Annotated in this window: 24 protein-coding genes; 10 read left to right on the top strand and 14 right to left on the bottom strand. The window is 69.5% G+C overall.

The genetic code is table 11. The annotated features are described in order from the left end of the window. Positions 1 to 61 precede the first annotated feature (61 nt). From OWM54_RS28470 to OWM54_RS28455, 4 genes are all read left to right on the top strand, one after another. Complete coding sequence (locus OWM54_RS28470) at positions 62 to 973, top strand: bestrophin family protein (protein WP_267699549.1); 912 nt, start codon at positions 62 to 64, stop codon at positions 971 to 973. 76 nt (positions 974 to 1049) lie between these two features. Further along, entirely contained in the window at positions 1050 to 2465 is a 1416-nt protein-coding gene (locus tag OWM54_RS28465; RefSeq protein ID WP_267699548.1) for an MATE family efflux transporter, read from the top strand. Positions 2466 to 2721: 256 nt separating this feature from the next. After that, entirely contained in the window at positions 2722 to 3357 is a 636-nt protein-coding gene (locus OWM54_RS28460; RefSeq protein ID WP_267699547.1) for a CAP domain-containing protein, read from the top strand. Positions 3358 to 3698: 341 nt separating this feature from the next. Beyond that, a complete protein-coding gene (locus tag OWM54_RS28455) occupies positions 3699 to 5111 on the top strand; it encodes a hypothetical protein (protein ID WP_267699546.1) in 1413 nt (470 codons plus the stop codon). Between the two features lie 74 nt (positions 5112 to 5185). Here OWM54_RS28455 and OWM54_RS28450 read toward each other — a convergent pair whose 3' ends face one another. Beyond that, on the bottom strand, positions 5186 to 6064 hold the full coding sequence (locus tag OWM54_RS28450; RefSeq protein ID WP_141326060.1) for an aldo/keto reductase: 879 nt from the start codon (positions 6062 to 6064) through the stop codon (positions 5186 to 5188). A 234-nt stretch (positions 6065 to 6298) separates the two neighbouring features. On the opposite strand from OWM54_RS28450, the gene OWM54_RS28445 reads away from it, so the two are divergent. After that, positions 6299 to 7876 carry a hypothetical protein gene (locus OWM54_RS28445; protein WP_153882689.1) on the top strand — a complete coding sequence of 526 codons (1578 nt, stop codon included), beginning with the start codon at positions 6299 to 6301 and terminating at the stop codon, positions 7874 to 7876. On the opposite strand, the gene OWM54_RS28440 is transcribed toward OWM54_RS28445, so the two are convergent. The 9 genes from OWM54_RS28440 to OWM54_RS28400 form a co-directional block, all read right to left on the bottom strand. Beyond that, entirely contained in the window at positions 7877 to 8389 is a 513-nt protein-coding gene (locus OWM54_RS28440) for a hypothetical protein (protein ID WP_267699545.1), read from the bottom strand. It abuts the gene before it with no gap. A 97-nt stretch (positions 8390 to 8486) separates the two neighbouring features. Beyond that, positions 8487 to 8957: an NUDIX hydrolase gene (locus OWM54_RS28435; RefSeq protein ID WP_267699544.1), complete on the bottom strand. Its 471-nt coding sequence runs from the start codon at positions 8955 to 8957 to the stop codon at positions 8487 to 8489. A 93-nt stretch (positions 8958 to 9050) separates the two neighbouring features. Next, a complete protein-coding gene (locus OWM54_RS28430) occupies positions 9051 to 9521 on the bottom strand; it encodes an NUDIX hydrolase (RefSeq protein ID WP_223751330.1) in 471 nt (156 codons plus the stop codon). Continuing rightward, positions 9518 to 10693 carry a DUF2380 domain-containing protein gene (locus OWM54_RS28425; protein ID WP_324289153.1) on the bottom strand — a complete coding sequence of 392 codons (1176 nt, stop codon included), beginning with the start codon at positions 10691 to 10693 and terminating at the stop codon, positions 9518 to 9520. The genes OWM54_RS28430 and OWM54_RS28425 overlap by 4 nt, the downstream gene beginning before the upstream one ends. Positions 10694 to 11045: 352 nt before the next feature. Continuing rightward, positions 11046 to 12392, bottom strand: a complete 1347-nt coding sequence (locus OWM54_RS28420) for a hypothetical protein (protein WP_267699542.1) — start codon at positions 12390 to 12392, stop codon at positions 11046 to 11048. A 121-nt stretch (positions 12393 to 12513) separates the two neighbouring features. Continuing rightward, positions 12514 to 12768: a hypothetical protein gene (locus OWM54_RS28415; protein WP_267699541.1), complete on the bottom strand. Its 255-nt coding sequence runs from the start codon at positions 12766 to 12768 to the stop codon at positions 12514 to 12516. Positions 12769 to 13258: 490 nt separating this feature from the next. Then, a complete protein-coding gene (locus tag OWM54_RS28410; protein ID WP_141332606.1) occupies positions 13259 to 14161 on the bottom strand; it encodes a hypothetical protein in 903 nt (300 codons plus the stop codon). A 44-nt stretch (positions 14162 to 14205) separates the two neighbouring features. Next, on the bottom strand, positions 14206 to 15072 hold the full coding sequence (locus OWM54_RS28405) for a DUF6345 domain-containing protein (protein ID WP_223781497.1): 867 nt from the start codon (positions 15070 to 15072) through the stop codon (positions 14206 to 14208). Between the two features lie 166 nt (positions 15073 to 15238). Further along, complete coding sequence (locus OWM54_RS28400; RefSeq protein ID WP_223747237.1) at positions 15239 to 15919, bottom strand: MotA/TolQ/ExbB proton channel family protein; 681 nt, start codon at positions 15917 to 15919, stop codon at positions 15239 to 15241. A 286-nt stretch (positions 15920 to 16205) separates the two neighbouring features. On the opposite strand from OWM54_RS28400, the gene OWM54_RS28395 reads away from it, so the two are divergent. The 3 genes from OWM54_RS28395 (at position 16206) to OWM54_RS28385 (ending at position 18607) form a co-directional block, all read left to right on the top strand. Further along, positions 16206 to 16772 (top strand): hypothetical protein, encoded by a 567-nt coding sequence (locus OWM54_RS28395; RefSeq protein ID WP_223781496.1) that lies wholly within the window; start codon positions 16206 to 16208, stop codon positions 16770 to 16772. A 42-nt stretch (positions 16773 to 16814) separates the two neighbouring features. Further along, positions 16815 to 17363, top strand: coding sequence for an AAA family ATPase (locus OWM54_RS28390; RefSeq protein WP_267699540.1), 549 nt, complete (start codon positions 16815 to 16817; stop codon positions 17361 to 17363). Positions 17364 to 17512: 149 nt separating this feature from the next. Next, a complete protein-coding gene (locus tag OWM54_RS28385) occupies positions 17513 to 18607 on the top strand; it encodes a glycosyltransferase family 4 protein (RefSeq protein ID WP_267699539.1) in 1095 nt (364 codons plus the stop codon). A 6-nt stretch (positions 18608 to 18613) separates the two neighbouring features. On the opposite strand, the gene OWM54_RS28380 is transcribed toward OWM54_RS28385, so the two are convergent. The 4 genes from OWM54_RS28380 to OWM54_RS28365 are packed head-to-tail and all read right to left on the bottom strand — an operon-like array spanning position 18614 to position 22228. Further along, the gene (locus OWM54_RS28380; protein ID WP_223747233.1) at positions 18614 to 19213 is read right to left on the bottom strand and encodes a carboxypeptidase regulatory-like domain-containing protein; all 600 of its coding nucleotides are present in this window, start codon (positions 19211 to 19213) and stop codon (positions 18614 to 18616) included. Further along, positions 19213 to 20871: a caspase family protein gene (locus tag OWM54_RS28375; protein ID WP_267699538.1), complete on the bottom strand. Its 1659-nt coding sequence runs from the start codon at positions 20869 to 20871 to the stop codon at positions 19213 to 19215. The genes OWM54_RS28380 and OWM54_RS28375 overlap by 1 nt, the downstream gene beginning before the upstream one ends. 10 nt (positions 20872 to 20881) lie before the next feature. After that, entirely contained in the window at positions 20882 to 21652 is a 771-nt protein-coding gene (locus tag OWM54_RS28370) for a hypothetical protein (RefSeq protein WP_223747231.1), read from the bottom strand. A 3-nt stretch (positions 21653 to 21655) separates the two neighbouring features. Continuing rightward, complete coding sequence (locus tag OWM54_RS28365) at positions 21656 to 22228, bottom strand: RNA polymerase sigma factor (protein ID WP_141333301.1); 573 nt, start codon at positions 22226 to 22228, stop codon at positions 21656 to 21658. Positions 22229 to 22536: 308 nt separating this feature from the next. Here OWM54_RS28365 and OWM54_RS28360 point away from each other — a divergent pair, with 308 nt between their 5' ends. After that, on the top strand, positions 22537 to 23283 hold the full coding sequence (locus OWM54_RS28360) for a hypothetical protein (RefSeq protein ID WP_223747230.1): 747 nt from the start codon (positions 22537 to 22539) through the stop codon (positions 23281 to 23283). 129 nt (positions 23284 to 23412) lie between these two features. Next, positions 23413 to 25092, top strand: a complete 1680-nt coding sequence (locus tag OWM54_RS28355) for a PKD domain-containing protein (RefSeq protein WP_267699537.1) — start codon at positions 23413 to 23415, stop codon at positions 25090 to 25092. Positions 25093 to 25139 lie beyond the last annotated feature (47 nt).

Below are 25139 nucleotides of genomic sequence, written 5' to 3'. Positions count from 1 at the left end.
CGCCTTCAACGAGGCCGGGGCGTCCCCACCCTGCCCCGGCCTCGCGTGTTACAGGGGCGGCATGATTGTCCGCCCGCGAATGCACTGGCTTCGCATGCTCTTCGTCTGGCGTGGCTCGGTCATGCCACGCATCTTCCCCCGGCTCGGCTTCTTCCTCGCGCTGGCGTGCCTGGCCGTCGTCCTGCAGCCGCTGCCCTTCAACCTGAAGTTCAACCTCCGGGAAGGTCCGCTCGGCCTCTTGGGCGTGGCGCTCGCCATCTTCCTGGGGTTTCGCAACAGCACCGCCTACGACCGCTTCTGGGAGGCGCGCAAGCTGTGGGGCTCGCTGCAAATCGTCTCGCGCTCCTTCATGCGCCAGGCCCTCTCGCTGCCCACGCCCGCCCTCTCCGCCGAGGAGCGCCGCGACGTGACGGACCTGCTCCGCGCCCTCGCCCTCACGCTCAACCACCAGCTGCGCGGCACCCCCGTGGCGCTCGACGCCCTGCCCCCGGGCGTGCGCGAGCGCGTGGAGCAGGCCGGCCAGCGCGCCCCCCGCGTCATCCTGGCGCTGGCGGACTGGGTGGCCCGGATGCGGCGGGAGGGACGGCTGGGCGAGCTGCTCGTCGCCCCGCTCGAGGCCAACCTGGACCGCTTCTCGGAGGTGCTCGGCGGCTGCGAGCGCATCGCCAGCACCCCCATCCCCTACGTCTACAGCGTGATGCTCCACCGCACCGTCTACATCTACAGCCTGCTCCTGCCCTTCGCCCTGGCCGGCAGCCTGGGCTGGTCCACGCCCCTGGTCTCCGTCTTCGTCACATACACGTTCATCGCGCTCGACATGGTGACCTCCGAGCTGGAGGACCCCTTCGGCACCGAGCCCAACGACTTGCCGCTCGACGCCCTGACGCGGAACATCGAGCGCGCCGTGCTGGAGCTGGCCGGCGAGCCCCTCCCCCCACCCACACGCCCCGACGACAGCTTCCTGCTCACCTGAGCTCCCCCGGATTTTTCCGGTGTCTCCCGCGCGACACCATATTACGCTCATCATACGTCACGCGGGAGCGGGAACCATGCAGGTGAAGAGCGCACTCTCCTCGGAGGCCGAGGCCAGCGGCGAGCAGAAGGCGGGCACCACGGGCGCGGACATCCGGCAGGCGCTGCTGCACGGGCCCATCCTCCCCACGCTCTTGAAGCTGGCGGTGCCCACCACGGTGGTGCTGGTGGCGCAGTCCTTCGTCGGCGTGGCGGAGACCTGGTACGTGAGCTTCCTGGGCACCGACGCGCTGGCGGGCGTGTCGCTGGTGTTCCCCATCTTCATGTTGATGACGATGATGTCCAACGGGGGCATCGGCAGCGGGGTGGCCTCCGCGGTGGCGCGGGCGGTGGGCGCGCACCGCAGCCAGGACGCGGACGCGCTGGTGTGGCACGCGGTGGTGATGGGCGTGGGCCTGGGGCTCGTCTCCACGCTGCTCGCGTGGCTGGGAGGCCCCGCGCTCTACCGCGCGCTGGGCGGCGAGGCGGGGGCGCTGGACGCGGCGGTGGAGTACTCGAACTACCTGTTCCTGGGGGCCATCCCGTTCTGGGTGGTGAACCTGTTGGCGGCGGCGCTGCGAGGCGCGGGCAACGTGAAGCTGCCGGCGAAGGTGACGCTGGCGGGCGCCACGGTCCTCGTCGTCATCTCCCCGGCGCTCATCTTCGGCGTGGGGCCGCTGCCGGCGCTGGGCATCGCGGGCGCGGGGCTGGCCATGGACCTGTTCTACCTGGGCGCCGCGCTCTGGCTCCTCAAGCACCTGGCATCGGGGCGCACCTCGCTGCGGCTCTCGCCCGCGCGGCTGGAGGGGCGGCTCGTCCGCGACATCCTGCGCGTGGGGCTGCCCACGGCGTTCAGCGCGGTGCAGCCGAACCTCACGGTCATCGTCGTCACCGGCGCGGTGGGCCTGTTCGGCGTCGAGGCGCTCGCCGGCTACGGCATCGCCTCCCGGCTGGACTACCTGCTGGTGCCGCTGCTGTTCGGGCTGGGGACGGCGGTGCTGACGATGGTGGGCACCAACGCGGGCGCGGGGCAGTTGGAGCGGGCGCGGCGCACCGCGTGGGTGGGCGCCTGGCTGGGCTTCGGGGTGACGTCGGCCATCGGACTCGTCGTGGCGGTGGCGCCCGGCCTCTGGCTGCACCTGTTCAGCCAGGACCCTGCGGTGCTCGCGCCCGGGGCGCTGTACCTGCGCATCGTCGCGCCGTTCTATGGCCTGCTGGGCCTGGGCTTCGTGCTCGGGTTCGCCTCCCAGGGCGTGGCGCGGGTCTTCTGGCCCGTCGTCGGAGGCACCGCGCGCATGCTCATCGCCGCGGGCCTGGGCTGGCTCGCCGTCTCCCACTTCGGCGCGGGCCTGCCCACCCTCTTCGCGCTCGTCTCCGCCGCCCTCGTCGCCTTCGCGGCCGTGACGAGCGTGGCCACCCTGGCCGGCGCCATCTTCCGCGAGGGGCCCCGGTAGCGCGCTTCATTCCCACGAAGTGACGCGGACAGGGGTGATGGAACATTCCGGCCGGCAAAGGAAGACAAGCCACGTGTGAGGAAGGGGGCCAGGAGCGCCACGATGTCCTGGTAAGATTTGCATCGCATTGAGCGCATGGCCCCTCGCCCGAGCAGCCGGGCGCCGGGTTCCCTCTCGACATCCCGTCGGTCCTCGCCAGGATGAGGAGACCATCTCGTCCGGAGATGGCCACACCTCTGACTCGAAAGGATTCGCGATGCGATGGAGCTCCGTCCCCCTGTTCCTGATGGGCGCCGCGCTGATGGGCGGCTGTGGTGGGCCCGAGACGCCGTCCGCGGGTGGCCCCGGTGGCGCCCCGGAGGAAGGCACCCTGATTCCTCCCATGCACGTGGAGACGGGAGGCGCGCCCTCCGGCACCGGCTCCGTCACCGCCAGCGCCATCTGTAGCGACGTGGCGACGTGGGACCCGGCCTGGGCCGCGTTCGAGGAGCAGGTCCTCGTGCTCGTCAACCAGAGGCGCGCGGCCGGGGCGACCTGCGGCGGCACGGCCTATCCCCCGGCGCCCGCGCTCACCATGAACGACCAACTGCGGTGCGCGGCGCGGCGACACTCCAAGGACATGGGCGTCAACAACTTCATGAGCCACACCGGCTCGGACGGCTCCACGCCCTGGCAGCGCATGACGGCGGCGGGCTACTCCTACCGGCGCGCCGCGGAGAACGTCGCGGCGGGCTACGCCACGCCCACGGCCGTGGTGAACGGCTGGATGGCCAGCAGCGGCCACTGCGTGAACATCATGAACGCGCAGCTCGTGCACATCGGCGTCGGCTACTACAACGCGCCCTCCAGCACCTACAAGCACTACTGGACCCAGGCGTTCGGCGCGCCTTGAGCCTGTCGCACCCGGGCCCGCGCCTCACCGGCGGGCCCGGGGCAATGACTGCTCATCCAACGCCGTATCGCGGGATGAGTCAGACCTCACCACCCGTTTGCCAATCAAACCTTCACGCGGCTGTAGCGCTCCTCGCCACGCGTCGGACGGATTCGTGGCGGAATGGGTTACGCCCTTTCGTCCACCGGTCGACACTCCCACCTCCCCTCGGGTCGGGGAGGTCCGGGGGCTGTCTCAGGAAAAACAAACAATCCATGTCACGGGCACGAGACCTGCTTTGACAGACACCACGCCCGGCAATCCCTGTCGGCCGTGCCTCGTGTCTCATAAGGGGTTTCCCCATGTCATACCGTCCCACGCGGGGTCTTCTGGACCTCGTGCTGCAACCGCTGCGCTCGCTGCCCCTGTCCGTGCTCGCGCTCGGAGGCCTGCTGCTGGCCCCGATGGCCCGCGCCGCCGACCCCGACCCGCAGGCGGAGAAGGGCGCCGCGGCGACCATCACCGGGCTCTCCCTGGTGGGCGAAGGCGGACTGAAGGTCCGCATCCAGTGGGCCGACAACCAGGAGCTCCCCTCCGGCCTCGTGCTCACGTCCTACAACGGCAAGGACGAGGGGACGGCGAGCGTGGAGGTGCAGCCGGAGCCCGGCAAGGAGACGGAGATCTCCCTGGATGGCGCCATCAAGGAGTTCTGGGAGACGGGCTGGTCCCAGCGGCTGGTGCTCGAGGACAGGGAGGGCAAGGAGACCCTCCTCACGCAGCCCTACAACCTCAACCTCGACTGCCCTGACGACAAGGAGTGCCAGCTCACCGTGGCGCCGGGCGCGGGGACGAGCGGCGACGTGCTGCACGTGAGCGAGGAGCTGGACGCGGCGCTCGCCGAGGTCGCCGCGAAGGCCGGTGAGGGCAAGGAGGTCGACCTGCTGGACGAGGTCGTCGCCATCAATCCCGCCCTGCGCGGCCAGGCGGTGGCCTACTCACTGGCGCTCTCGAAGCTCCAGGTCCAGGGCCCCTGCACCTGCGTGTGGCAGGCCGTTTATGGCCAGAGCCCCTCGGGCTCCGGTTACAGCGTCTACATCAACAACAGCGGAGGCATCGTCAGCGGCACGAACGGCCCCGGCGCCAAGCACGCGCTCACCGCCCTGGGGCGCAATGGCATCTCGTACGGGTTCTCCGGCATCAGCCAGGTCAACCTCCGGCTCAACTGCTCGCGGTGGATCATCACCTATTACATCGAGTGGATCGTCACCTGGCCGGGTGGCCCGCGCTTCCCCATCCTCGTTCCCCGCCTGAGCATCGCCGCGTGCACCTCGACCTGCCGGGTGCGCTTCGACCACCAGGGCCGCATCAGCGGCTCCACCTTCGCGGCCTATACCAGCCCCGGCGCGGCCACCGCGTACGAGCAGGGCTCCTATCGCGTGGACGGCACGTATCTGTTGAACACGAGCGCCAGCAACGGCGGGTTCTTCAACCAGCTCAGTGGCGTGTCCCTGTTCTCCAACGTCGGCACCATCGGCCGCGTGGACTCCTACGGCTACGTGTATGCCTACTCCCCGACCTTCCCCTACTTCGCGTCGGCGTCCATCTCGAATGGCCACTCCATCGCCATCCACGGCCAGTCCTCCTGCCCGAACGGGCCCTATGGCCACGCCGCCGTGTGGACCTACGGCACGTCGCAGGGCACGCCGCAGACCACCAGCCTGCGCAACTCCATCCGGAACTTCTTCCTGAACTGGGGCATCTGGACCAACCCCTGAGTCCCGGAGCGGAGTGATGGCGCCCCGGAGGCCAGCCCGAGCACCTGGGCCGGCCCGCCGGGGCGCCGTCGCCTTCAGCGGCCCGAGGCCTGGGCGTCCACCGCGGCCAGCTCGTCCTTGCTCAGTGAGAGCTCGGCGCCCGCGAGGTTCTCCTCCAGGTGCTTCACCGAGGAGGTGCCCGGGATGGGCAGCATCACCGGCGAGCGGGCCAGGAGCCACGCGAGGGCAATCTGCGCGGGGCTCGCCTGGTGCTTGCGCGCCGCCGCGTCGAGCGCGCCGCCCGGCTTCGCCAGCCCGCCGGTGGCCAGCGGGAACCAGGGGATGAAGCCCAGCTGCTCCTGCTCGCAGTACGCCAGCACCTGCTCGTGCACGCGGTCCGTGAGGTTGTAGCGGTTCTGCACCGACACCACGTCCACCACCTTGCGCGCGCGCTGGATGTCCTCGACGGAGACCTCCGACAGGCCGATGTGGCCGAGCTTGCCCTCCTTCTGGAGCGCCTTGAGCTCGCCCAGCGACTCCTCGACGGGGACCCTCGGGTCGATGCGGTGCAGCTGGAACAGGTCGATGCGCTCCAGCTTCAGGCGGCGCAGGGACATCTCCACCTCCTGGCGGAGGTACTTGGGCGCGCCCACCGGGTGCCACTGATTGGGGCCGGTGCGCACCAGGCCCGCCTTGGTCGCGATGACCAGCCCCTTCGCGTACGGGTGCAGGGCCTCGGCGATGAGCTCCTCGCTGACATAGGGGCCGTAGGAGTCGGCGGTGTCGATGAAGTCCACCCCCAGTTCCACCGCGCGGCGCAGCACGCGCACCGCCTCCGCCCGGTCCTTCGGCGGGCCCCAGATGCCGGGGCCGGTCAGCTGCATGGCGCCATAGCCCAGGCGATGGATGGGCAGCACTCCGCCCAGCTTGAAGACGCCGCTCTTTTCGACAGGTCGTGACGAGGTGCCGCTCATGGAACGCTTCCTCCTTCTCTGAAGGTAGGGCGCGTGGATAACGCCCCTGGAGGACGCCTGCTCGCCGCGATGACGGGCGACGGGGCCTGCGTCCCCCCGGGCCCTCCAGCCGGGGAGCGGGCGTGCTCGACGTGGTGCGTCGCCCTGGGGGCTTGCGGCTCCCCGATATCCTTTTCGACCCCGAGCGTTCCAGCCCCGCCACTGAGTTCTCCGACGCGACAAGGGAGGCCATCGATGCACCGAGCCCTGGCTGGTCTGGTGTTGCTGCTCGCGGGTTGTGCGAGGAACGTCCGTCCCCCCGAGCAGGCCGAGGCCACCCAGCCCGCCCCGCCGCCCGTGGAGCCGGAGCAGCCGAAGTACGAGCACATCTTCCTGATGCCGCCGGAGCGGGCGCTCGCCGAGGCCGCGAAGCTCCTGAAGAACGAAGGTTGGGTGCTCCAGCCCATGGAGGACCCCCGGCTGTTGCTGACCGAGTGGCGCGCGGCGCAGATCGGCACGAAGTCCTGGGGCTACCAGAGCGACGGCGACCACACGCGCTACCTGGTGTCCAGCGAGTCCCTCTCCGAGCGCGAGTGCATCATCCGCATCTTCCGGATGAAGCGCGTCGCCTTCAGCAACGACGTCGAAATCAAGCCCGAGGCGAGCGGCGCCATCCACAACCGCTTCGTGGGCATGAAGCGCTTCGAGGACGAGTTCCGCGCCCGGGGCGCGCCGGTGGAGCTGGCGCAGCGCGAGCGGGACACCGCGGCGTGGGTGGAGCTGGACGGCGCCACGCAGGGGACGCGGGACTTGGAGCTGGAGCGGCAGCTCACCCTGATTCTGGAGTCGCGCCCCTCGCTGGAGACGCTCACCGGCTCGCTGAAGCTGTCGCGGGATGACTCGTTCGCGCGGGATCCGACCTTCTATCTGCGGCGGTGGAAGGAGCCGGTGCAGGAGCCCTGTGAGCGCAAGGTCCCTGGGTTCCAGCCGCTGCTGAAGGCGGGGCTCACGGTGCTCATCGGTGAGCAGTTGGGCACGCGGGAGGTGCCGGCGAGCGTGGGAGATTTGATGTGCGAGGCCTCGCAGGCGGGCCATGCCGTCACGCTCGCACTCACCGTGCCCGACAAGGAGCAGGCGCGTATCGATGCGTACCTGGCGAGCGCGGGCAAGCCGGCGGACCAGGACGCGCTGCTCGGGGGCCACTTCTGGCGCAAGGTGCAGCAGGACGGCCGAGGCAGCCGCGCGATGATGGACTTGCTGGACCGGGCGCGGGCGCTGAAGGCGCAGGGACGCGCCATCTCCGTGGTGGCGATGGACACGGACATGAGCCAGGGGAAGGCGCGTGACGCGCACATGGCGGGCAAGGTGTTGAAGCCTCGCGCCGCGCGGCCCCAGGACGTGTTCCTGGTGCTGGCGGGCAATGCGCACACGCGGCTCGGGGACGCGGACTGGAACGATGACTTCGTGCCCCTGTCGCGGCACGTGGTGGAGAAGCACCCGGACGTGAAGGTGCTGGAGGTGGGCTACGCGCAGGGCCGCCGCTGGGGCTGCGACGTGGAGCTGAACGGGGACATCACGTGCAACGTGATGGGCATCACCCCGGGCCCGGTGGTGGAGATTCGTCCCCAGACGCCCGTGGGTATCCGGATGCTCCCCAAGGTGCACTCGGAGGGGTTCCACGGCTTCCTGGACGTGGGGGCGCTGACTGTGTCGCTGCCCGCCATCGCGCTGCGAGGACATGAGCCAGAGGCGCCGGCCGCCGAGCCCGCGAAGCCCCAGGCTCCCACGCCAGCGGCCAGTGGGGCGGCGACGACGCCCAGGTCCGCGCCGTAGCTACCGGAGTCGGGGAGCCAGTTCCGGCACGGGCGGCGCTTCCGGGTGCCAGCCATTCAGGGAGGAGCGCTCGCCGGGCTGGCGCTTCTCGACGCGCCACTCGATGCGCTCGGATGGGGCGCGCACGTCCAACGAGAAACAGATGACCCAGTGCGCGGTGTACTCGTCGAGCGGGAAGCGGCTCTGCACCAGCGGCTCGCGAATCACCACGCCCCCGGACATCCCGGTGGACCAGCGCACCTCGATGTCGACGGCGACCTTGGCCCGGTCCGAGTCGTCCTTCAGCAGCGTGAAGTGGGGATACACCTCGGGAGGTGCATCGACGACGCGCAGGCCATTGCGGTCGGCGATGTCGATGAGCAGCGGCTGGCAGTAGAGCTCCAGCAGGGACGCGAGCAGCCGTGAATCCAGCGTGGCCAACTGCGGCTGGGTGACGGGCTCCAGCAGGCTGCGGACAGCAAAGTGGATGTCTTGACGTCGAACCGCCGCGGCGAACTCGGTTTGCAGGTTCACGAGCGTTCCCCCCACCTGATTCCCCGCAGCATTAATCGAACCCGCCCCCCGCCGCCAGTTCCCGCCGCTTCCGGCCACGAGGGGCTACCCACTTCGTTCAGGCTTCGTCGTCCGGCAGGAGCGTGCGAAGCAACTCGACATCAGGACCGAGCGGGCGCCAGCCAACGGGCGGGGGATTGGCGAAGAGAGCGTCACTCGCGCGGTCAACACGCTCTTGGTGTGTTTCCGGGGTGTAGGCGAACCACTGTCCGAGCGCTATCGCAACATCCGTTCGTGCCTCTCCCTCCAGTGCGACAGGCCAGCCACCAGGGAGATGTTCGTACAACTCCCTCACGAGTTGCCCGCGCACCAATCGAGTGAGCCTCTTGTTGCGCTCAGCCTCGGCGACCAGTCCCTTGAAAACCTGAACGCCCGCAACGTCATCCGGGCCAAGCTCCTCTGCAAGCTCGATGAGGGATGCGGTGGGGCGGTCCTCGGCAAAGGCAGTGACCGAGTCGTAGCCTCGCTCGCGGACCCGTTCGTACAGGCGAGCCTTGATGTTGCCCTGCCAAGCTGCTCCGTCGCTCATCGCCTTCTCTTCTGCATGACGTCCAGATTGACTCGTGGCGGCGCTACAACGTGGTGCCCCGCCTCACCCACTGGCGGGGCCACCATCTCCGGCTCAGGCTTCGTCGTCGGGTAGGAGGATGCGGAGCAGCTCATCGTCGGGGCCCATCGGACGCCAACCGGGCGGCGGCGGATTTGTGCGAAGCGCAGCTCTGGCGTGCTTCACGCGCGCCTCATGCGTCTCCGGGGTGTAGCTACTCCAGCGAGCGAGAGCTTGGGCAACATCGAATCGGTTTGTGTCATCCCGTACAGAGGGCCACCCAGTAGGAAGGCTCGCATGCAGTTCGCGCACGAACTGCCCACGCACCAAACGAGTGACCTGATGGCTTCGCTCCGCTTCAGCTACGAGCCCGCTGAACACCTGCACTCCGGCAACATCGTCAGGCCCCAGTTCCTCGGCCAGTGCCGCGAGCGAAGCAGTCGGGCGTGCCTCGGCAAATGCGGTCAGCGAATCGTAGCCGCGCGCTCGGACGCGCTCATACAGGCGGGCCTTCCAGTTCCCCTGCCACGAACGCCCGTCGGTCATCGGCTCGTCCCCTTCATGAACTTCATCGGGATGTCGTACTCCTTCAAGTATCCCGCGATGAGCCTCAAGATCTCGTTCCGCGTCAACCTCTGGCCGTTTTCTGCTTCAGCCTCCCGCAGCACCTTCATGATCATCCGGTTCCACTCCCCGGGCCATGTGCGTCCCAGCCTCCAGTTCCCCCCTCCGTGAATCGCCTCGTGATGGGCCTGCTCCAGGCGGACACAGAACTGGTCGATGTCCATGTCGCCCTTGAAGCCGCGCTGCTCGAACCACTCGCGGTGCTCCTTCGGCATGACATGGTGCCTTGGCACCTCGGACATGCCCGCCCCAGCTCTACCTGTCACCCGCATACCGCGCACCTCGGGACTGTCCCCCAGCGCTTCTCGCACGCCCTCGGGCAAGTCCTGGTGCGCCTGCGCCATCATCACCTGTCCACTGTGGATGCGGACCGCCGCGCTAACGACGGGAAGTGAGATGACGCCTGCCTGCACCAGTCTTCGCATCATCTCCACCCACTCAGCGGAGACAACGAGCTGGGAGCCCGCCATGACGCCGCCTGAACTCATGACGAGTCCCACGCCGAGCGTCGCAGGGGCGGAAGGTGGAAGCCTGGGCATCCCCAGCTTCAGCGTGGAAATCATGGCGAGCATCTCCAACACCTGCGCCGCCACCATGACCTTGCCTCCGGTCTCCATGGCGGCCCTGGCATCCGCGTGCATCCTGTTGAACTCGCGCGTCAGCTTCCCCATCAGCTCAGGCATCGCGAGTGCCGCCGCCTCCACTCGCTCGGGGTCGCGAGAGGCGAGGTCCGCGAGCGTGGGCTCCATCAAGCCCTGAACGCGGTGGAGGTCCACGAACAGCTTCTCGTCGCCGCACATCGGGCACTCGCGCAGCAGGACGTCGGAGAGCTGGAGGAAGTCCACCCAGGTGGCGAACAGCAGGGCACCGAACATCGCGGACTGGAGCCGTGGACCCGCCATGCGAAGGAGGGCCAACTCCAGCTCCGAGTCCCCCACCTCCGACGCGTCCCCCGCCAGCATCGTCGCGCTTCCGAGGGCGCCGCGAATCCACGCCACTTCATGGGTGCCCTGGTCGAGATAGCGCGTGAACGCTCCCTCACTGAGAGCCCTGCCACTGAACACGGGAGCGCTCTTCGCGAGTTTGGAGAACATGGCTTCGGACTCCTTCAGCGAGTCCTTCACCTCGTCGAGGGAGTCAAGGAAGGCTTGCCGCGCCGAGGCGGCTTGCGGGCCTCTGCCTCCGACAGCTCCAGATGCGGTGCCAGGTGCTGCCTTCGTTCCCTCACCTCGTGGCCCGACATGACGGAAGAGGCGCTGCCCAGCCCCAGAGCCCGCGAGGGAGTACGGAGGGGAGCCGGAGGCATGAGGACCTTCGTCACTCAGCACGTCCACCCGCTCGGGAGAGGTCGTCCCGCGAGGCGTGTAGTTCAGCGTTCCACCACGCCCGGAAGCATGCGGCACCGACGCGCATCCCGTGGCCAGCACCACGACCAGGAGCAGGGCTTCAGCGCGCATTGTCCACCCCCACGCCCGCCGAGGCGAAGGCCCCCGGCCGCAGCGTCCCTTCCGCCGTGGGGAACAGCAGCGTGCCGGCCGTCCCCATCGCGTAGAGCTTCCCGCCGAGGAACCTCCAGCGGACCTCCGCCGCGCCCAGGTAGCGAGCCCCGGGCTTCCAAGCTCCAACCGCGAGCCCCTTCAACGCGACTTCCAAGGCGCGCTCGAAGAGCTGCACCGCAACGCGACCGTCCACGTCGACGCGCCCCCACGAGAAGGCTTCCGCGCCCACCGAGAGGCTCAGGTGCTTGTAGGGCCCTCCGTAACTGACTGCATCCCACTCCACGAGGGCTTCTCCGAATGCGGAGTAGCCGTCCGGGAAGTGAGCCTCCGCAAGTGGCACGCCGTCAGGGCCCGCCGCCAGGAAGCGCGCCAGTTCGTAGTCCGCGCCGAAGTAGCCTTGTCGGAAGCCGCCATGCTGGCGCCTCGCCTCCAGCCTAAGGCGCAGGTTGAACTTCTCGGAGAGGGAGTCCACCCCGCCTCCCATGACAGCGCCCCAAGCACCGCCCTCTCCCGGCTGCCCGCCCCACCCCGCGTTCACGTAGGCCTCCATTCCAGGCCGCACCACCATCACCGCCATGGCATCCAGGTGGGCCAACGTCATCGACGGCGCTGTTCCTCCCGCTCTCCCCAAGTCATGGGCGGAGGACAGGGCCAGCGTGTACCGGCCCCGCTGCTCGGGCTGCCCGAAGAGGAGGTGCTCCAGGTCCAGGGAGAGCTCAGCGCCCACCAGCCGCGCGCCGAGCACATCCGAGGCGAACGCTTCCGTGTAGAGCGGGCCCAACGTGCCAGTGAAGATGCCCCCAGCCGGGTGGTAGTCGGGATTCGCGCGGTTGGAGTAGCGGCGGACGAGATGGCCGGAGAGGAGTTTGTACTCCTCCAGCGGGCCGAACCAGACGCCTACCGGCGCGTCGTCGGACCCCAACTTGAGGCCGCGAACGAGCTGCCCCCAGTCCGAGAGCGTGTCCCAGTCCTCGCGACGCACGAGGGTCCCGCCGTCGTTCCCGCCCCACAGGCGAAAGCGCACGGGCGCTCCCACGTTGACGCCGAACTCTGGACCACCGTCGAGGATGAACGTGGGCGCCACCTGCACGAAGCCCTCGTCATCCCCCGCGCCAGCGCGAGGCAGCAACGCGAACGACGTGGTTTCCACGCGCGTCAGGTAGTGCCACTTGCGCGCGGGTGGTGCGGCCGAAGCGTTGGAGGCTTCTTCCTCCGGGGCCGAAGGCTCCGAGGCCCCTCCTGTCGCCGGCAACAGCAGCAGCGCGGCGGCCAGACAGCTTCGCTTCCTGTGCATACACGCCTCCTGTGCGTGCCCCGGGATGAGGCACGAAGAACACACGCCTCCCGGTCGGCTGGAGCGACTCGCGCCGCGCCGATGGTGGCTCCGTGGTGGTGAAGGGAACGGGGTGCCGCCGCTACGCGGTCAGCGGCTTCGTCAACGTGCGACGGCGCGGAGCTGCACCGGGCTCCGTTGCCACCGGGTTGACGATGCCGATTGCGAAGCTCGCGTCGCCCATGCGCGCATGCACGCAGGCCAAGGCCACCGCGACCTCCGCGTTCCCGTAGAGGATGAGCGCCTCGGAGAAGCCGCGGTCACGCGCCTGGGCAACGGACAGCAGGGTGTTGAGCGGCAACCCTGCGACGCTCTCCATCGTCACACGCAGGCCCATCTCCGACTCGAAGAGGCCATGGACGCGCGCGATGCTCGGGCGACATGGGACAGCGCTCCCGGCAGGCCGAGAGTCAGACGGATTGGACATGGGCAGGACGCTCCGAGTGCCAGCGCAACAGGGGTCGCGCAAAGGCAGACTCAAGCTACTACCAGCCCTTCCACATCTGAACGACGTGACAGGTCCAAAATGCTCGAATCCCTATCGGCAAGGAGAACGCACACTGGAATAGTCCAGCCGTCTGGAAGCTGGGCCTCCGTGTAGCGCCCTACTGCAACTCAAAACCTGCAAGACCCGCAGGGAGCAGACCGGCCGGGCCACTCGCCACGGCGTGAGCACGAAGCGCTTCCACCAACTCGGCGTGGGCGAAGAGGCTCGCCCCCCTGAGGATGACGAGCCCTTTCAACTGGAGGCGGCGGGAAGCGAAGCCGCCACCCTGCCACCCTCCCCCGCCCACAAGAGGCCGGGGCGAGCAGGTGACACACCGCGACTACGGGACGGCGTTCACATCCACGTCAATCACCCGAGGCTCCTCGGTGTGGGTGTCCGTGTTGACGGAGGGCAGCGAGGCGTTGACCTGCAGCGTCAGCGCCCAGGTGCCGTCGGTGAGCTGGCGCGGCACGTACTTCCAGCTGAGCCGCACGCGGCCCGTCGTCAGGCCCTCGGCCACGAGCGCCTCGGTCGCCTTGCGCTCGATCTCCGCCGTGCTCAGGCGGGTGCGCAGCAGGTGCCCCTCACGCGCCAGCGCCGGCCAGCGGATGAGCGCGCGCTGGAAGCCACCGTCCACGCCGTGCGTCACCACCGCGCGGTGCCCTTGCACGCGGATGCCATTGATGGCGCGCAGCACGAACGTCTTGTGGCGGTGCAGCTCCGCGGGCGAGACCTCGCCCACCTCCTCGTTCTGCAGGAAGGACTGCACCTGGCGAATCTCGCCAATCTCCCCAGAAGGGATGCCCCAGCGCTGCAGCCGCGCCACGGCGTTGCGCTGCAACACCCCGGGCTCCTGCGGCGTCGCCGGGCCGCTCTCCACCTTGTTCAGCACCAGCACGCGGCCGGACGAGATGTCCCGCTCGAACCGCCAGGACGGCGACTCCAGGTCGCGGCGCGTGCCCAGCTCCTCCGCGACGGTGAAGGACTCGGAGGTACCGATGAGCCCGCGCTGGACCATCGCCTCGTTGAAGGCCGAGGCCGGCAGCAACTGCGTGGGAAGCGCGCCCGAGGGCAGCGCGGCGATGCCGCTGGAGTCGAAGGCAAAGCTGACGGTGGTCGCCGCCTGGGCCACCTGCGCGGGCGCCGTGTCCTGGCCCTCCTCCGCCAGGGGCGCCGCGGTGTCGCAGCCGAGCAGCGCGGTGAGAGGCAATGCGGTCAGGAATCGGATGAGTTGGGTCTTCATGGTTTCAAGGTCCGAAAAGAATGGATGGGTGGAGAGAGGAAGGCTCAGGGCAGCTTGCGACCGTTGTCCGGGTTGCAGCCGCTCACGTAGAAGTAGGAGGAGCCCGTCTTGCTGCCGGTGTTCTTGCGGTCCCTCCACCCACCCGCCTCGTACATGCTCTTGCGCTTCGCCTTCGAGTCTCCGAAGACGATGGAGACCGGGCAGTCGTCGTAGATGACGCCCCAGTCGTAGGCCTCATCAATCCAGTTCTCACCGACGCCGTCGTTGCGGGAGTCCTCCAGGTAGTCCTCGAGGTAGTCCTTCACGAAGCCGCCGCACGACGAGTCGCCGTGGAAGGCATTCCAGACGCTGAAGCCGCTGGTGGCCGTCACCAGTTGCTGGCGGTAGCCACCCCGCTCCCAGACCTCGATGTTGCCGGACCGGCAGGCCTTGATGACGGCGATGTCCAGCTTGCCGTTGCCCAGCCGCATGTGGCTGTCCGTGAGCGCCGAGCAGGAGGGGCTGTTGCTGCCCATGACCAGCGAGCTGCGCGGCGTGGACACCTCGTGGCCGCCGTGCGTGTGGATGAAGATGACGTCCGCGTCGTCCACGCCCGCGTTGAGGGCGGCGTCGTTGGACTCGCCCACCGCGCCCTTGGCCGGGTCCGTCCAGAGGTCCCGCGTCACGTTCATGTTGGAGAGCGTGCGCACGTCGGACCAGAGGCCGGAGTTGCGCAGCGACGTGAAGTAGCTGGCGAACGCCGACGCCGTCTGGGTGTGCACCGAGTGCGACGAGCCCGAGCACTGCCCGGAGCCGCCGAAGTTGGCGATGCCGTAGGCGTGCGTCTCGTTCGCCAGCGCCGCCGCCGGCACGAGCAGGGCGCCCGCGAGCGCGCCTGCCAGCCACTGCTTCTTTTGAGTCCGAATCTTCATGGTCCAGGTCCCCCTCGAAGGAGGGCGTGCCCGAATGGCACGCCGGAGACGGGAAGGAGCGCGTCGCGCTTCTGCTTCCCGGCCTCGGCACCTGAACGAGCCTGGGCCCGGATATTCCCGGCCGTATTTTCCAGGAGGATTCGGAAGGCCGCGCGCGGCGCCCGGCTCAGCCCGCCGCGACGCGGGAGCGCTTGAGGACCCGGGCCACGACGTCGAGGAACTCGTTGCTCGCCTCGGCGAGGTCCACGGCGCGCGCGTCCACCCAGCCCTGCAGGGAGTTGTAGCCCATGACCGCGGGGATGGCGACGAGCAGGCCGAAGGCCGTCGTCACCAGCGCCTCGGAGATGCCGGTGGAGATGTTCCCGATGCCGCCCGCGCCCGCCTCGCCCATCTGCTGGAACGCGGTGACGATGCCCATCGTCGTCCCGAGCAACCCCACGAAGGGCGCGGTGGAGGCCACCGTCGCCAATTGTCCCAGGCCACGCTTCATGCCCTGCACCTCGCGCTGCGCCTGCCGCTCCAGGTTCCGGGCGACGGACTCCATGACCTCGTTGCGGTCGTCATCGGAGGCGGTGCGATAGGCCGTCAGGCCGGCGCGGATGGTGCGGCCGAGGTAGCCCACGTCGGGCCCCAGCTTGACGTGAGCGGCGGTGTCGAAGTCCCCGTTGGCGAGCAGCGTGGCCAGCTCCGAGGCGAACCTGCGCGAGTTGCGACGCGCGGTCCGGAAGACGAGCGCGCGCTCGACGAGGATGAGCAATGACAACACGGACATCACGCCCATCACGATGACGATGAGCTTCGCGAAGGGGCCCATGTGGCCCCACAAGCCAATGAGGGTGAAGTTCATGGTGATTCGAAACGCGCCTCCTCGCGCGTTGGCCCCGCGACGGAGCCACTGGGGGAACGACGACTCGAGCACTCGCGAAGCAAGGTACGCGGCGCGGACGGAGGCAGGGCGTTTGCCTTTCCATGAGTCAGTCATGGTTGCGTCATGGGCGGCGACGGACTCCCCGCAAGACATTGCGCCCGCATCCCAGGACAGACGTGGACCCGGGTACAGTTCCGCGACGCCCCGCATCCGGGTCACCGTACGCGCCATCGCCGCCACGTCGGCGGCGGAAGTCGGAGGAGCCATGTCCGGACCTGCTCGTGAATCTTCCTGGAACCGATGGGGCGCGCTCGCGCGGCTGCTGGGACTGCTGGTGGCGGCGCTCCCCGCCCATCAAGCCTTCGCGCAAGCGGCGGTGGTGAGCTGTCCCTCGGGGACCAACTCGGTGACCTTCAACCCCGGGCTCACGAACGAGCCCCAGGACGTCCTCATCACCGGAGAGACGACCTACAGCCTGTGCGCCACCGTGCTCGGCCCCCGTGTGACCACCGCGACCTGGTCCGTGGGGCCGGTCCTGTTCCCCGGCAACTCGTGCGACAACTTCCTCTCCACCTACCGCAGCACCCTCACGTTGCAGTGGGACACCGGAGAGACCTCCACCGTCCTCTTCACCACCGTGAAGGTCTCGCTGCAGAGCACCACCTTCGCCTTCGTCCAGACGGGCACGGTGACCGCCGGCAAGTTCGCCGGCAACCGCGCCGTCCAGACCATCACCTACCTCAACGAGGACCTGGAGAACGGCTGCAACTCGCCGTCCGGCCTGACGCGCCTGGACGGCCCCGCCACGCTGACCATCGCGCCGTTGTTGTGAGCCGGAGCACCTCGCCCGGGGCCCCGGGGTACGCTGGGCAACATGAGCGCACCGCGTGTCATCCTCGTCTCCGGCCCGTCGGGCGTCGGAAAGTCCACCGTGGCACGGAGGCTGGCGGAGCAGTCACCCGAGGAGCGGGCGGTCCACCTTCCCTCGGATGACTTCTATGCCTACGTGCGCCAGGGCTACCTCGAACCCTGGCGCACCGAGGCCCATGACCAGAACACCACGGTGATGAACGCGCTGGTCGCGAGCGCCACGGCCTATGCCGCGGGCGGGTACGAGGTGGTGGTCGATGGGGTCATCGGCCCCTGGTTCTTCGCGCCCTGGCTGGCCGCCGCGCGCACACACCCACTCGACCTCCGGCTGGTCATCCTCCTGCCGGACGAGGCCCGGACGGTGGCGCGAGCCCAGGCGCGCACCACGTCGGACGCACTGACGGACGCCGCCGTGCTGCGTGGCATCTGGCGCGGCTTCCGAGACGCGTCCCTCCCGGAGGGTCATGTGCTCGACACGAGCGAGCAGGATGCCGCCGCCACGGTGGCCGCCGTGCGCCTGGCGATAACTGAAGGACGGTTCAGGTTGGTGTGACGATGTCGGCACATCCACCATGCATCTTCTCGCACGTTGAGAACCGCGCCGTGGAGGCTCATGGGCCTTAACAAGGCCCACGGACTGAAGTTAGGTGGGTGCCGTGCGCGGCATGTCGCCGCCAGCTGCGACGGACGGACGTGCAAGCGATGTCGGCGCCTCCACGCATTGCCTTCGCCATCGAGACGACGCTCGGCAACGCCGTCTTCCTGCAGAACCTCAAGAGCGCCATGGCCGCGCGCACCGACATCACGCCGGTGTGGCTGCCCATCGACGAGCACGCGGACGACCTCTGGGAGGGCCTGCCCCTGGTGCGCTCGCGCCTGTCGCTTCGCGGAGGGCTGAGGACACGCTCGGCGTTGAATCAGGCGCTCGCGCGGGCCCCGGTGCAGGCCGCCGTGGTCCACACGCAGCGCATGGCGCACCTGGCGCACGACTTCATGGGGCGCGTGCCCAGCGTGGTCTCCACGGACGCCACGCCGAGCGGCCTGGAGGACTATCTCCGCTACTACGGCCTGCGCTCGCAGCACGCCGGCTGGGTGGGCAAGGCGAAGAACGCGCTGCACCGCCGCACCTACTCCATCGCGAAGGGCATGCTGTCCTTCTCGGAGTTCACCAAGCGCTCGCTGGTGGAGGAGTACGGCGTCCCACGCGCCCGCGTGCACGTGGTCTGGCCGAGCGTGGACACCCGGCTGTGGCGTCCGGCGCCCGAACGCAAGGCACAGGACGGCGTGGTGCGGCTGCTCTTCGTCGGAGGGGACCTGGGCCGCAAGGGCGGGCACCTGCTCCTGCGCTGGGCCCGGGAGACGCGACTGAGGAACTGGCGGCTGGACCTGGTGACGTCCGACACCTTCGAGGCGCCGCCCGGCGTCCGCGTCCACACCGGCGTCCGGCCCAACTCGCCCGAGCTGATTGGGCTGGCGCAGGCGGCGGACCTGTTCGTGCTGCCGACGATGGCGGACATGTCCTCGTGGGCCATCGCGGAGGCGAAGGCCGCGGGCCTCGCGGTGGTGGCCACACCCGTGGGCGGCGTGGGCGAGCTGGTGCGGGACGGCGTGGACGGGCGGCTGGTCACCGCGGGCGACTACCCGGCGCTCGCGAGGGCCCTCGACTCGCTGGTGTCGAGCCCCGACACCTTGCGCACCATGGGACACGAGGCCCGCCGCATGGCCGAGGAGCGGATGGACCTGCATGCGACGTGCGACCAGATGCTCGCCTTCATCCGGGGCGTCACCGGCGTCTGAAGTCCGCTAGTCGTCGTCCTCCTCGTCATCGTCGTCGGCCTTCTCCAGGACGACGTCGTGCAGGCGCTCCTCGCCCTCGCGGACGCAGACCTGCTCCTCCTTCTTCGCGTGCTCCTTCGCGTCGACCTCCAGCTCGTAGCACCCCTCGGGCAGGGGCCCCACGCGCAGCTCGCCCGTCGACGGGTCCACCGGCAGGTCATCGAAGGGCGTGCCATCCACCTCCACCTCCCCCTCCTCGGGCACGTTGCCGTCAGGCCCCCGCAGCCGCACGGTGATGAAGGCGCCCGGCGGCGCGTCGATGTCTCCCACGTCGATGATGCGAGCCCCCTGCGGCACCACCCGCACCCGGGCCGCGTGCGTGCGCGACGCCAGCACGAACAGCTCCACCGTCCTGGCGGGCACGCCCTCCAGCTCGAAGCGGCCGTCCGAGGACACACCGGTCATCAGCTCGGACTCGCCGAACACGCTCACCCACGCCACGTCGGCATCGGCGCCGAGGATGCGCCCGCGCACGGTGCCCTCCCCCAGCTGACCATTGTTGAAGCCGCCGCAGGCCCCCAGGAGGACGAGCATCGACAGGAGCCACGGCTGTCCAGGCGCACGCATCAGAAGCGATACCCTCCGCTCAGCCACAAGCCACCGAAGCCCACCGCGCGAGTGCGTCCGTCCACGGGCACATAGGCCCAGAGCAGCTGCCCCTTGGCCTCCAGCACCCACCGCGCCCCCAGCTTCCATGACACTCCCGCCATCCAGCCAGGCCATACCGTGAAGTAGCGCTCATCCTGTTTCAACAGGTCCAACTGGAAGGAGCGCTCCATCCACAGAGCGGCCACACGAGGCCCCGTGGACACGCCCAGCCGCCCCCACTCCCACGACGGCCCCACCGTCAGCCCCAACATCACCGCCCGGTGTCGCACCGGCACCGCCCCACCCAGCTCCAACTGGAGCGCCTGACGCCCCTGCCCCACGGCCAGGTCCACGCCCACATCCAACCGCTCCTCGAGCAGCAGCCCATGCCACCGCAGGCCCGCGCCCGCCATCAACGTGCGCGGGAGGACCTCGCGCCGGCTGCGGGCATCCAGGAAGCCCAGCACGCCCATGTCGAGCGAGACGGTGCGCCGAGGCCCCTCCGCCTGCTCGCGCAGCATCGAGTCCAGCGCCCGACGCTCCCCGGGACGCAGCACCACCGTGTCCTCCCACAACACCGCGCCGCCCTTGTGCAGCCCCAGCCGGCGGTTTCCCTCCGGGAGCGCCACACCGCCGGGCAGCTCCCCCGCGTCCACGCCATCCACCTTGAGCGTGAAGCCCTCCAGGCGAGGACTGTAGGAGAACACCTCCGGCTGGCCGGGCTGGGACAGGGAGCCGGAGAGCAACACCGGGTCCGCGCCCACTTCCGTCATCCGCACGCTCGGGCGCTGGCGCCCCTGCGTATACGTCCACGTGTGGCGGCGCGCCCAGTCGTGCGCCTCGGTGGCGCTCACCGCGCCGTCGCGGTTGCGGTCCGCGCGCCCGTCGAGCGCCTGGACGAAGAAGTGGGTGTAGATGTCATTGCCGAGCGCGTCGTCCTCGCGCGCCGCCTCGCCCCAATCACTGGCGGACAGGACGAGCGACGCGCGGCTGTCCTCCTCCAACGGGCGAGGGAGGAACGCGGCCTTGGTGCGCTCCAGCTCCGAGCGCACCGACTCCGGCAGCAGCGACTTGCCCGTGCCGCTGTGACACGTGGCCAGCACCAGCACCCGGCGCAGCGAGCCCAGCCGCTCCAGCGCCTGCTCCAGCACCGCCATCTCCAGCCCCGTGCCCTGCACGTCCCGGAAGCGCGTGTCGCGCATCACCAGGTAGCGCTGGAGCTCGCCCCGCGTGTCGCGCGCGAGCGTGCCGTGGCCGGAGACGTAGACGACCACCACGTCCCTCGGATTCCACGCGCGCGCCTGGAGCGTCCGCAGCGCCTCCAGCACTCCCGCGCGCGTCGTCTGCTCCGGACGGTTGAGCACCGTCACCGAGGCGAAACCTCCACGCCTCGGGTCCGCCAGCGCGCGCCCCAGGTCCTCCGCGTCCTTGCCCGGGTAGCGCAGGTCGTTCCAGGAGTCGTCGTCGTACTGGTCGATGCCGATGAGCAGCGCGTGGCGCTCCCCCTCGTGCGCCGAGGCGAGGCGCGCCGGGTCCAGGCGCACCTTCACCGCCTTCCCCTTGTCCCGCGCGCCACCGCAGGCCGAGAGCGCCACGAGCACGAGACAGAAGACGAACTGGAGCCGGAAGCGAATCAAGGGCCCACGCTCAGCGAGCGCCCTCCGGAGTCACCCGCAACCCGAGCCGGGCCAGCGTCGCCTCTTCCGGCACCCGTCCTCGCGCGAGCGCCGCGTCACGAGCCTCCCGGGAGCCCTCCCCCCGGGGCCACGCGGCCAGCACGAGGGTCCTCGGGCCCTGCTCGCCCTCCAGGGACACGCCCGCCAGCTCACCGTCCTCGCGCAGGTCATGCGTCCCCGCCTCCAGCGCGTAGGCGCCCAGCATCTGCACGGAGCCGTCGGGCGACTCCAGCGCGAGCAGCGCGTCCGCCAGCTCGCTCGCGCGATAGCGCACCAGCACCACGGCCTCGGGAGGAAGCTGCGCTCCATCCGTCAGCGGGCGCAGGTTCCCATCCGGCATCCGGGCGAGCGCCGTCAGCTCCAGCGACAGCGCGGCGCCGCCCTTCAGTCGCACCGAGGTGCCCGGCTGCCCGCCCGTCAGCATCGCGGGATGGAACGCGAAGGTGACCATGGCGGCGACAGCCACCGCCACCGCGCCGGAGAGCCACAGGCGCCGAGGCGGACCGAGCCGCTTGCGCAAGCGGGCCCAGCCCACCGCGTCCTCGCGAACAGGAGCCAGGCTCCCGAGCGCCTCGTCCGTCATCGCCTCCAGGCCGAACGCGTCGTCGTTCTTCTCGAGGAACGCCTCGCACTCGCCGCAGGGCCGCGACAGGTGGTCGGCGAAGTACGCCACCGCGTCGGGGGACTTGTCCCGCAGCGCCCGCCAGCTGTGCGCATCCAGGTGCCTGCTCGCGTCACCCATGGCTCATCCCACTCCCGCGGCCAACAGCCGCGACAGCAACTGGCGCTTCACCCGCGCGCGGAAGCGCTCCAGGCGCATCGTCACCGCGCTCTTGCCCAGCCCCAGGCGCTCGGCGATCTCCCGCGCGCTCAGCTCACCCTCCAGATAGAACAGGCGCACCGTCTCCTTCTCGGGGCCCTCGGGCAGCGCTTCAATCAACTCGCGCACCACCGCCACGCGCCGCTCCAGCTCCAGCGCCGGAGGAATCGCGGGCGTGGTCGACTCCAGCTCCAGCGCCAGGTCCTCCGCCGCGCGACCTCGCAGCTGGGCGCCCCGGCTGAGCGACTGCGCGTGGTGGCGGGCAATCGTCACCAACCAGCTCCCGAAGGCGCGGGGGTGCTGGAGCCGGGGCAGCTCGCGGAAGGCCCGGACGAAGGTCTCCTGGACCACGTCCTCCACCTCCGCGGGCCCCAGCGCCGAGTAGCCCAGCGCCACGCGGCGCACGGCCCCATGGAAGCGCTGGTACAGCTCGCGGTGCGCGTCCTGAGCCCCCTCGGCTGCCCGCCGGATGCAGGTGGCGACCTCCTCCTCCGTCACGCCCGCTCTCCCCCGCCCATCCCCCACGCATCCCCACGTGCGTCCACCTGGGAGCACACGAAGAGGGCTCCGGACCACCGGAGGCACTCCCATCTCGAGGCACGCGCACAAACCATGTCTCCCCAGTCAGTACCTGTCTCATGGGAAGGAGTCACGGGCCCCGTTTCGGCCACGCCGCCCTTCATGCAGGCGAGGTGATGTGGCCGATTCGGGCCTCAAGGCTCCTTCATTTCCAGACCGGGATTTTCGGGCGGCGGCAGGCCGGAGACGCCGCTCGCCAGGTCCCTCGATACCAGGAGATGGAAGGTATGCGATTCATCGGATTGTGCGTGTCCGCCATGCTGCTCGCGGCTTGCGGCAATGAGGACAGCGTCAAGGTCGGACTGAGCACCCGGGTGGGCGCGGCGCGTGGCGCCCAGGCCGTCGGCAAGAGCGCTCAGCAAGAGGAGCCCGCCGCCGGCATCACGCTGGACCGGGTGCGCCTGTCCGTGCGCGAGCTGGAGCTCGAGTACGAGGGCGATGATCGCGACGATGACCGGGACGACGACGACGATGACCAGCTGCGCCCGCGCGATGACGACGAGCAGCGGCTGGGGCCCGTCCTCATCGACCTGTCCGCGGAGGACCTGAATGGCCGCATCGTCCCCGTGGGCAACCTGCGGGTGACGCCCGGCATCTTCGATGAAATCGAGTTCGACATCGGCAAGGTCACCGTCGCCCAGGCGGGCCAGGACGCGCCCCTGCGGGAGCTCGCCGAGCTCGGCGCCTCGGTCATCATCGATGGCCACATCGACGGGCAGCCCTTCAGCTTCGTCTCCAGCGTCCGCCTGGAGCAGGAGCGCGAGGCGCGCTTCGAGGTGAAGGAGGGCCAGGAGCCCAACATCACGCTCAACATCGACCCGACCGGCTGGTTCGTCGATGGCAATGGACAGCGGCTGGACCCGCGCGACGCGTCCGCCCGCTCCACCATCGAGAACAACCTGCGCCGCTCCATCGACGCCTTCGACGACGACGACCTGGACGGTGACGAGGACGACGACCACGACGACGACTGAAGCCCGGGAATGAAGTCGGGTTGCAACGGCAACCCCATCCCAGGAACATCAGAAAATGATTAATCTGGACTTCACTGATTAATCTGGATTGTCCTTGGCCTCCTCACCATCCTGAATGAGGAGGCCTTCGTGATTCGTTCGCGGCTTCGTGAAGCATGGCTGTGTGGCTTCGCCTCGCTGGGCATGCTGGTCGGCTGTGGTGCACAACAGGAGGGGGACGGCGTCGAACAATCCCTCTCCACGGTGACGTCGCCGCTGGTGGGGCAGAAGCTGGTCATCGACCCCGCCAACGTCCAACCCGACGGCGTCCGTCCGACGCTGGGCGTCTATCAGAACCTGTATGACGAGCAGGCCCTGATAGGGGACCCGCGCGCGGGCTCGACGTTCAAGCCCGCGACAACCTGGGGCAACGTCGTCTACAACGAGAACCAGTACCCCATGGGTTTCGTCATCGACCTGGGGCAGCTGTACGACGTGACGGAGGTCGGCGTGTTCGACACGTATGACTCCGGCACCGTCTTCTTCAGCGTCGGGGCGCCGGGGGCCTGGTCCACGCCCCTCTCCCTCACCACCAACGGGTGGGAGCAGTGGAAGTGGCTGACGGTGGGCCAGCGCACGCGCTACCTCCACTTCGCGCGCAGCATGTACGGCGCGTCGAACGAAATCGTCGTCTACGGCACCCCGGCGGGCACGACGGCCAACGTGCCGCCCACCGCCTCCGCGGGCCTGGACCAGACGCTCATCCTGCCCACGTCGTCGGCGCAGCTGACGGGCACGGCGAGCGACCCGGACGGGACGGTGGTGTCACGGCAGTGGACACAGGTCTCCGGTCCCAACACCGCGACGCTGACGAGCGCCACCACGCTGTCCGCCACGGCCTCCGGCCTGGTGATGGGGCTCTACGAGTTCGAGCTGAGCGTGACGGATGACCAGGGCGCCTCGGCGAGCTCCCGCACGAAGGTCCGGGTGGAGCCCGCCCTGAACGGACGCGGGACCACCGTGGAGATCTACAAGGACACCACGAGGGTGTTCCAGGGCAACTACGGTCACGTCGTGTACCTGCCGCCGGGCTACGACGCGGGCACGAACTGGCCCATCGTCATCTTCCTGCACGGCGCGGGTGAGCGGGGAGACGGCGGGCCGACCCAGCTCGGCCGGGTCCGCAACATGGGGCTCCAGTCGTACATCGACAGGAACGGGAAGGACTATCCCTTCATCCTCGTGTCGCCCCAGACGAGCACCTCCAACTTCTGGAACGACCAGGAGGCGCTCGACAGCCTGGACCCGTTCATCGAGCGAATCCTGTCGACGTACAAGGTGGACAGGAAGCGCGTGTACCTGACGGGCCTGAGCATGGGCGGCGCGGGCACGTTCTCCTATGCGTCCACCTTCCCCGCGAAGCTGGCGGCCGCGATTCCGGTCTGCAACGGCGGCTACGGCTCCTCCGTCGCCCGCGCGCAGGCCATGGTGAACGCCAACCTGGCGGTCTGGGGTTCGCACGCCATCAACGACCCCGCCTCGTACACGGGCACGCGGGACTGGTTCACGCGCCTGGGACAGGCCATGGGCGCCACGGGGACGGTCATGGACACGTACACGTACCCCAGCCGCGCGCAGACGGCGTTCTTCCGTCAGGGCCCCGCGCGGTGGGAGTGGGTCGACGGACAGACGGCGCAGGATGCCGGCGGCAATGCTCCCGCGAAGCCGGTGCTCTTCACCCTCTTCCATGATGGCGGCCACTCCATCTGGGACCGCGTCTACCAGGAGCCGAAGGTGCTGAGCTGGATGCTCGCGCAGCAGCGTCCGTGAGGCAGAGCGCGAAGTGGACCCGTCACTCCCGGGTAACGGGTCCTTCT

This window comes from Myxococcus sp. MISCRS1, from assembly GCF_026626605.1.
Lineage (GTDB): Bacteria > Myxococcota > Myxococcia > Myxococcales > Myxococcaceae > Myxococcus > Myxococcus fulvus.
This window is presented reverse-complemented; position numbering and strand designations above follow the sequence as displayed.

What these genes read in the sequence shown, in the direction of transcription:
- OWM54_RS28460 (WP_267699547.1), top strand. Translation starts at nt 2,722, where the DNA reads ATGCGATGGAGCTCCGTCCCCCTGTTCCTGATGGGCGCCGCGCTGATG.
- OWM54_RS28450 (WP_141326060.1), bottom strand. Translation starts at nt 6,064, where the DNA reads ATGAGCGGCACCTCGTCACGACCTGTCGAAAAGAGCGGCGTCTTCAAG.
- OWM54_RS28380 (WP_223747233.1), bottom strand. Translation starts at nt 19,213, where the DNA reads ATGCGTGCGCCTGGACAGCCGTGGCTCCTGTCGATGCTCGTCCTCCTG.
- OWM54_RS28470 (WP_267699549.1), top strand. Translation starts at nt 62, where the DNA reads ATGATTGTCCGCCCGCGAATGCACTGGCTTCGCATGCTCTTCGTCTGG.
- OWM54_RS28435 (WP_267699544.1), bottom strand. Translation starts at nt 8,957, where the DNA reads ATGAGCGACGGAGCAGCTTGGCAGGGCAACATCAAGGCTCGCCTGTAC.
- OWM54_RS28370 (WP_223747231.1), bottom strand. Translation starts at nt 21,652, where the DNA reads ATGGGTGACGCGAGCAGGCACCTGGATGCGCACAGCTGGCGGGCGCTG.
- OWM54_RS28420 (WP_267699542.1), bottom strand. Translation starts at nt 12,392, where the DNA reads ATGCACAGGAAGCGAAGCTGTCTGGCCGCCGCGCTGCTGCTGTTGCCG.
- OWM54_RS28405 (WP_223781497.1), bottom strand. Translation starts at nt 15,072, where the DNA reads ATGAAGATTCGGACTCAAAAGAAGCAGTGGCTGGCAGGCGCGCTCGCG.
- OWM54_RS28360 (WP_223747230.1), top strand. Translation starts at nt 22,537, where the DNA reads ATGCGATTCATCGGATTGTGCGTGTCCGCCATGCTGCTCGCGGCTTGC.
- OWM54_RS28465 (WP_267699548.1), top strand. Translation starts at nt 1,050, where the DNA reads ATGCAGGTGAAGAGCGCACTCTCCTCGGAGGCCGAGGCCAGCGGCGAG.
- OWM54_RS28425 (WP_324289153.1), bottom strand. Translation starts at nt 10,693, where the DNA reads ATGTTCTCCAAACTCGCGAAGAGCGCTCCCGTGTTCAGTGGCAGGGCT.
- OWM54_RS28400 (WP_223747237.1), bottom strand. Translation starts at nt 15,919, where the DNA reads ATGAACTTCACCCTCATTGGCTTGTGGGGCCACATGGGCCCCTTCGCG.
- OWM54_RS28445 (WP_153882689.1), top strand. Translation starts at nt 6,299, where the DNA reads ATGCACCGAGCCCTGGCTGGTCTGGTGTTGCTGCTCGCGGGTTGTGCG.
- OWM54_RS28410 (WP_141332606.1), bottom strand. Translation starts at nt 14,161, where the DNA reads ATGAAGACCCAACTCATCCGATTCCTGACCGCATTGCCTCTCACCGCG.
- OWM54_RS28385 (WP_267699539.1), top strand. Translation starts at nt 17,513, where the DNA reads ATGTCGGCGCCTCCACGCATTGCCTTCGCCATCGAGACGACGCTCGGC.
- OWM54_RS28455 (WP_267699546.1), top strand. Translation starts at nt 3,699, where the DNA reads ATGTCATACCGTCCCACGCGGGGTCTTCTGGACCTCGTGCTGCAACCG.
- OWM54_RS28430 (WP_223751330.1), bottom strand. Translation starts at nt 9,521, where the DNA reads ATGACCGACGGGCGTTCGTGGCAGGGGAACTGGAAGGCCCGCCTGTAT.
- OWM54_RS28415 (WP_267699541.1), bottom strand. Translation starts at nt 12,768, where the DNA reads ATGGGCCTGCGTGTGACGATGGAGAGCGTCGCAGGGTTGCCGCTCAAC.
- OWM54_RS28395 (WP_223781496.1), top strand. Translation starts at nt 16,206, where the DNA reads ATGTCCGGACCTGCTCGTGAATCTTCCTGGAACCGATGGGGCGCGCTC.
- OWM54_RS28390 (WP_267699540.1), top strand. Translation starts at nt 16,815, where the DNA reads ATGAGCGCACCGCGTGTCATCCTCGTCTCCGGCCCGTCGGGCGTCGGA.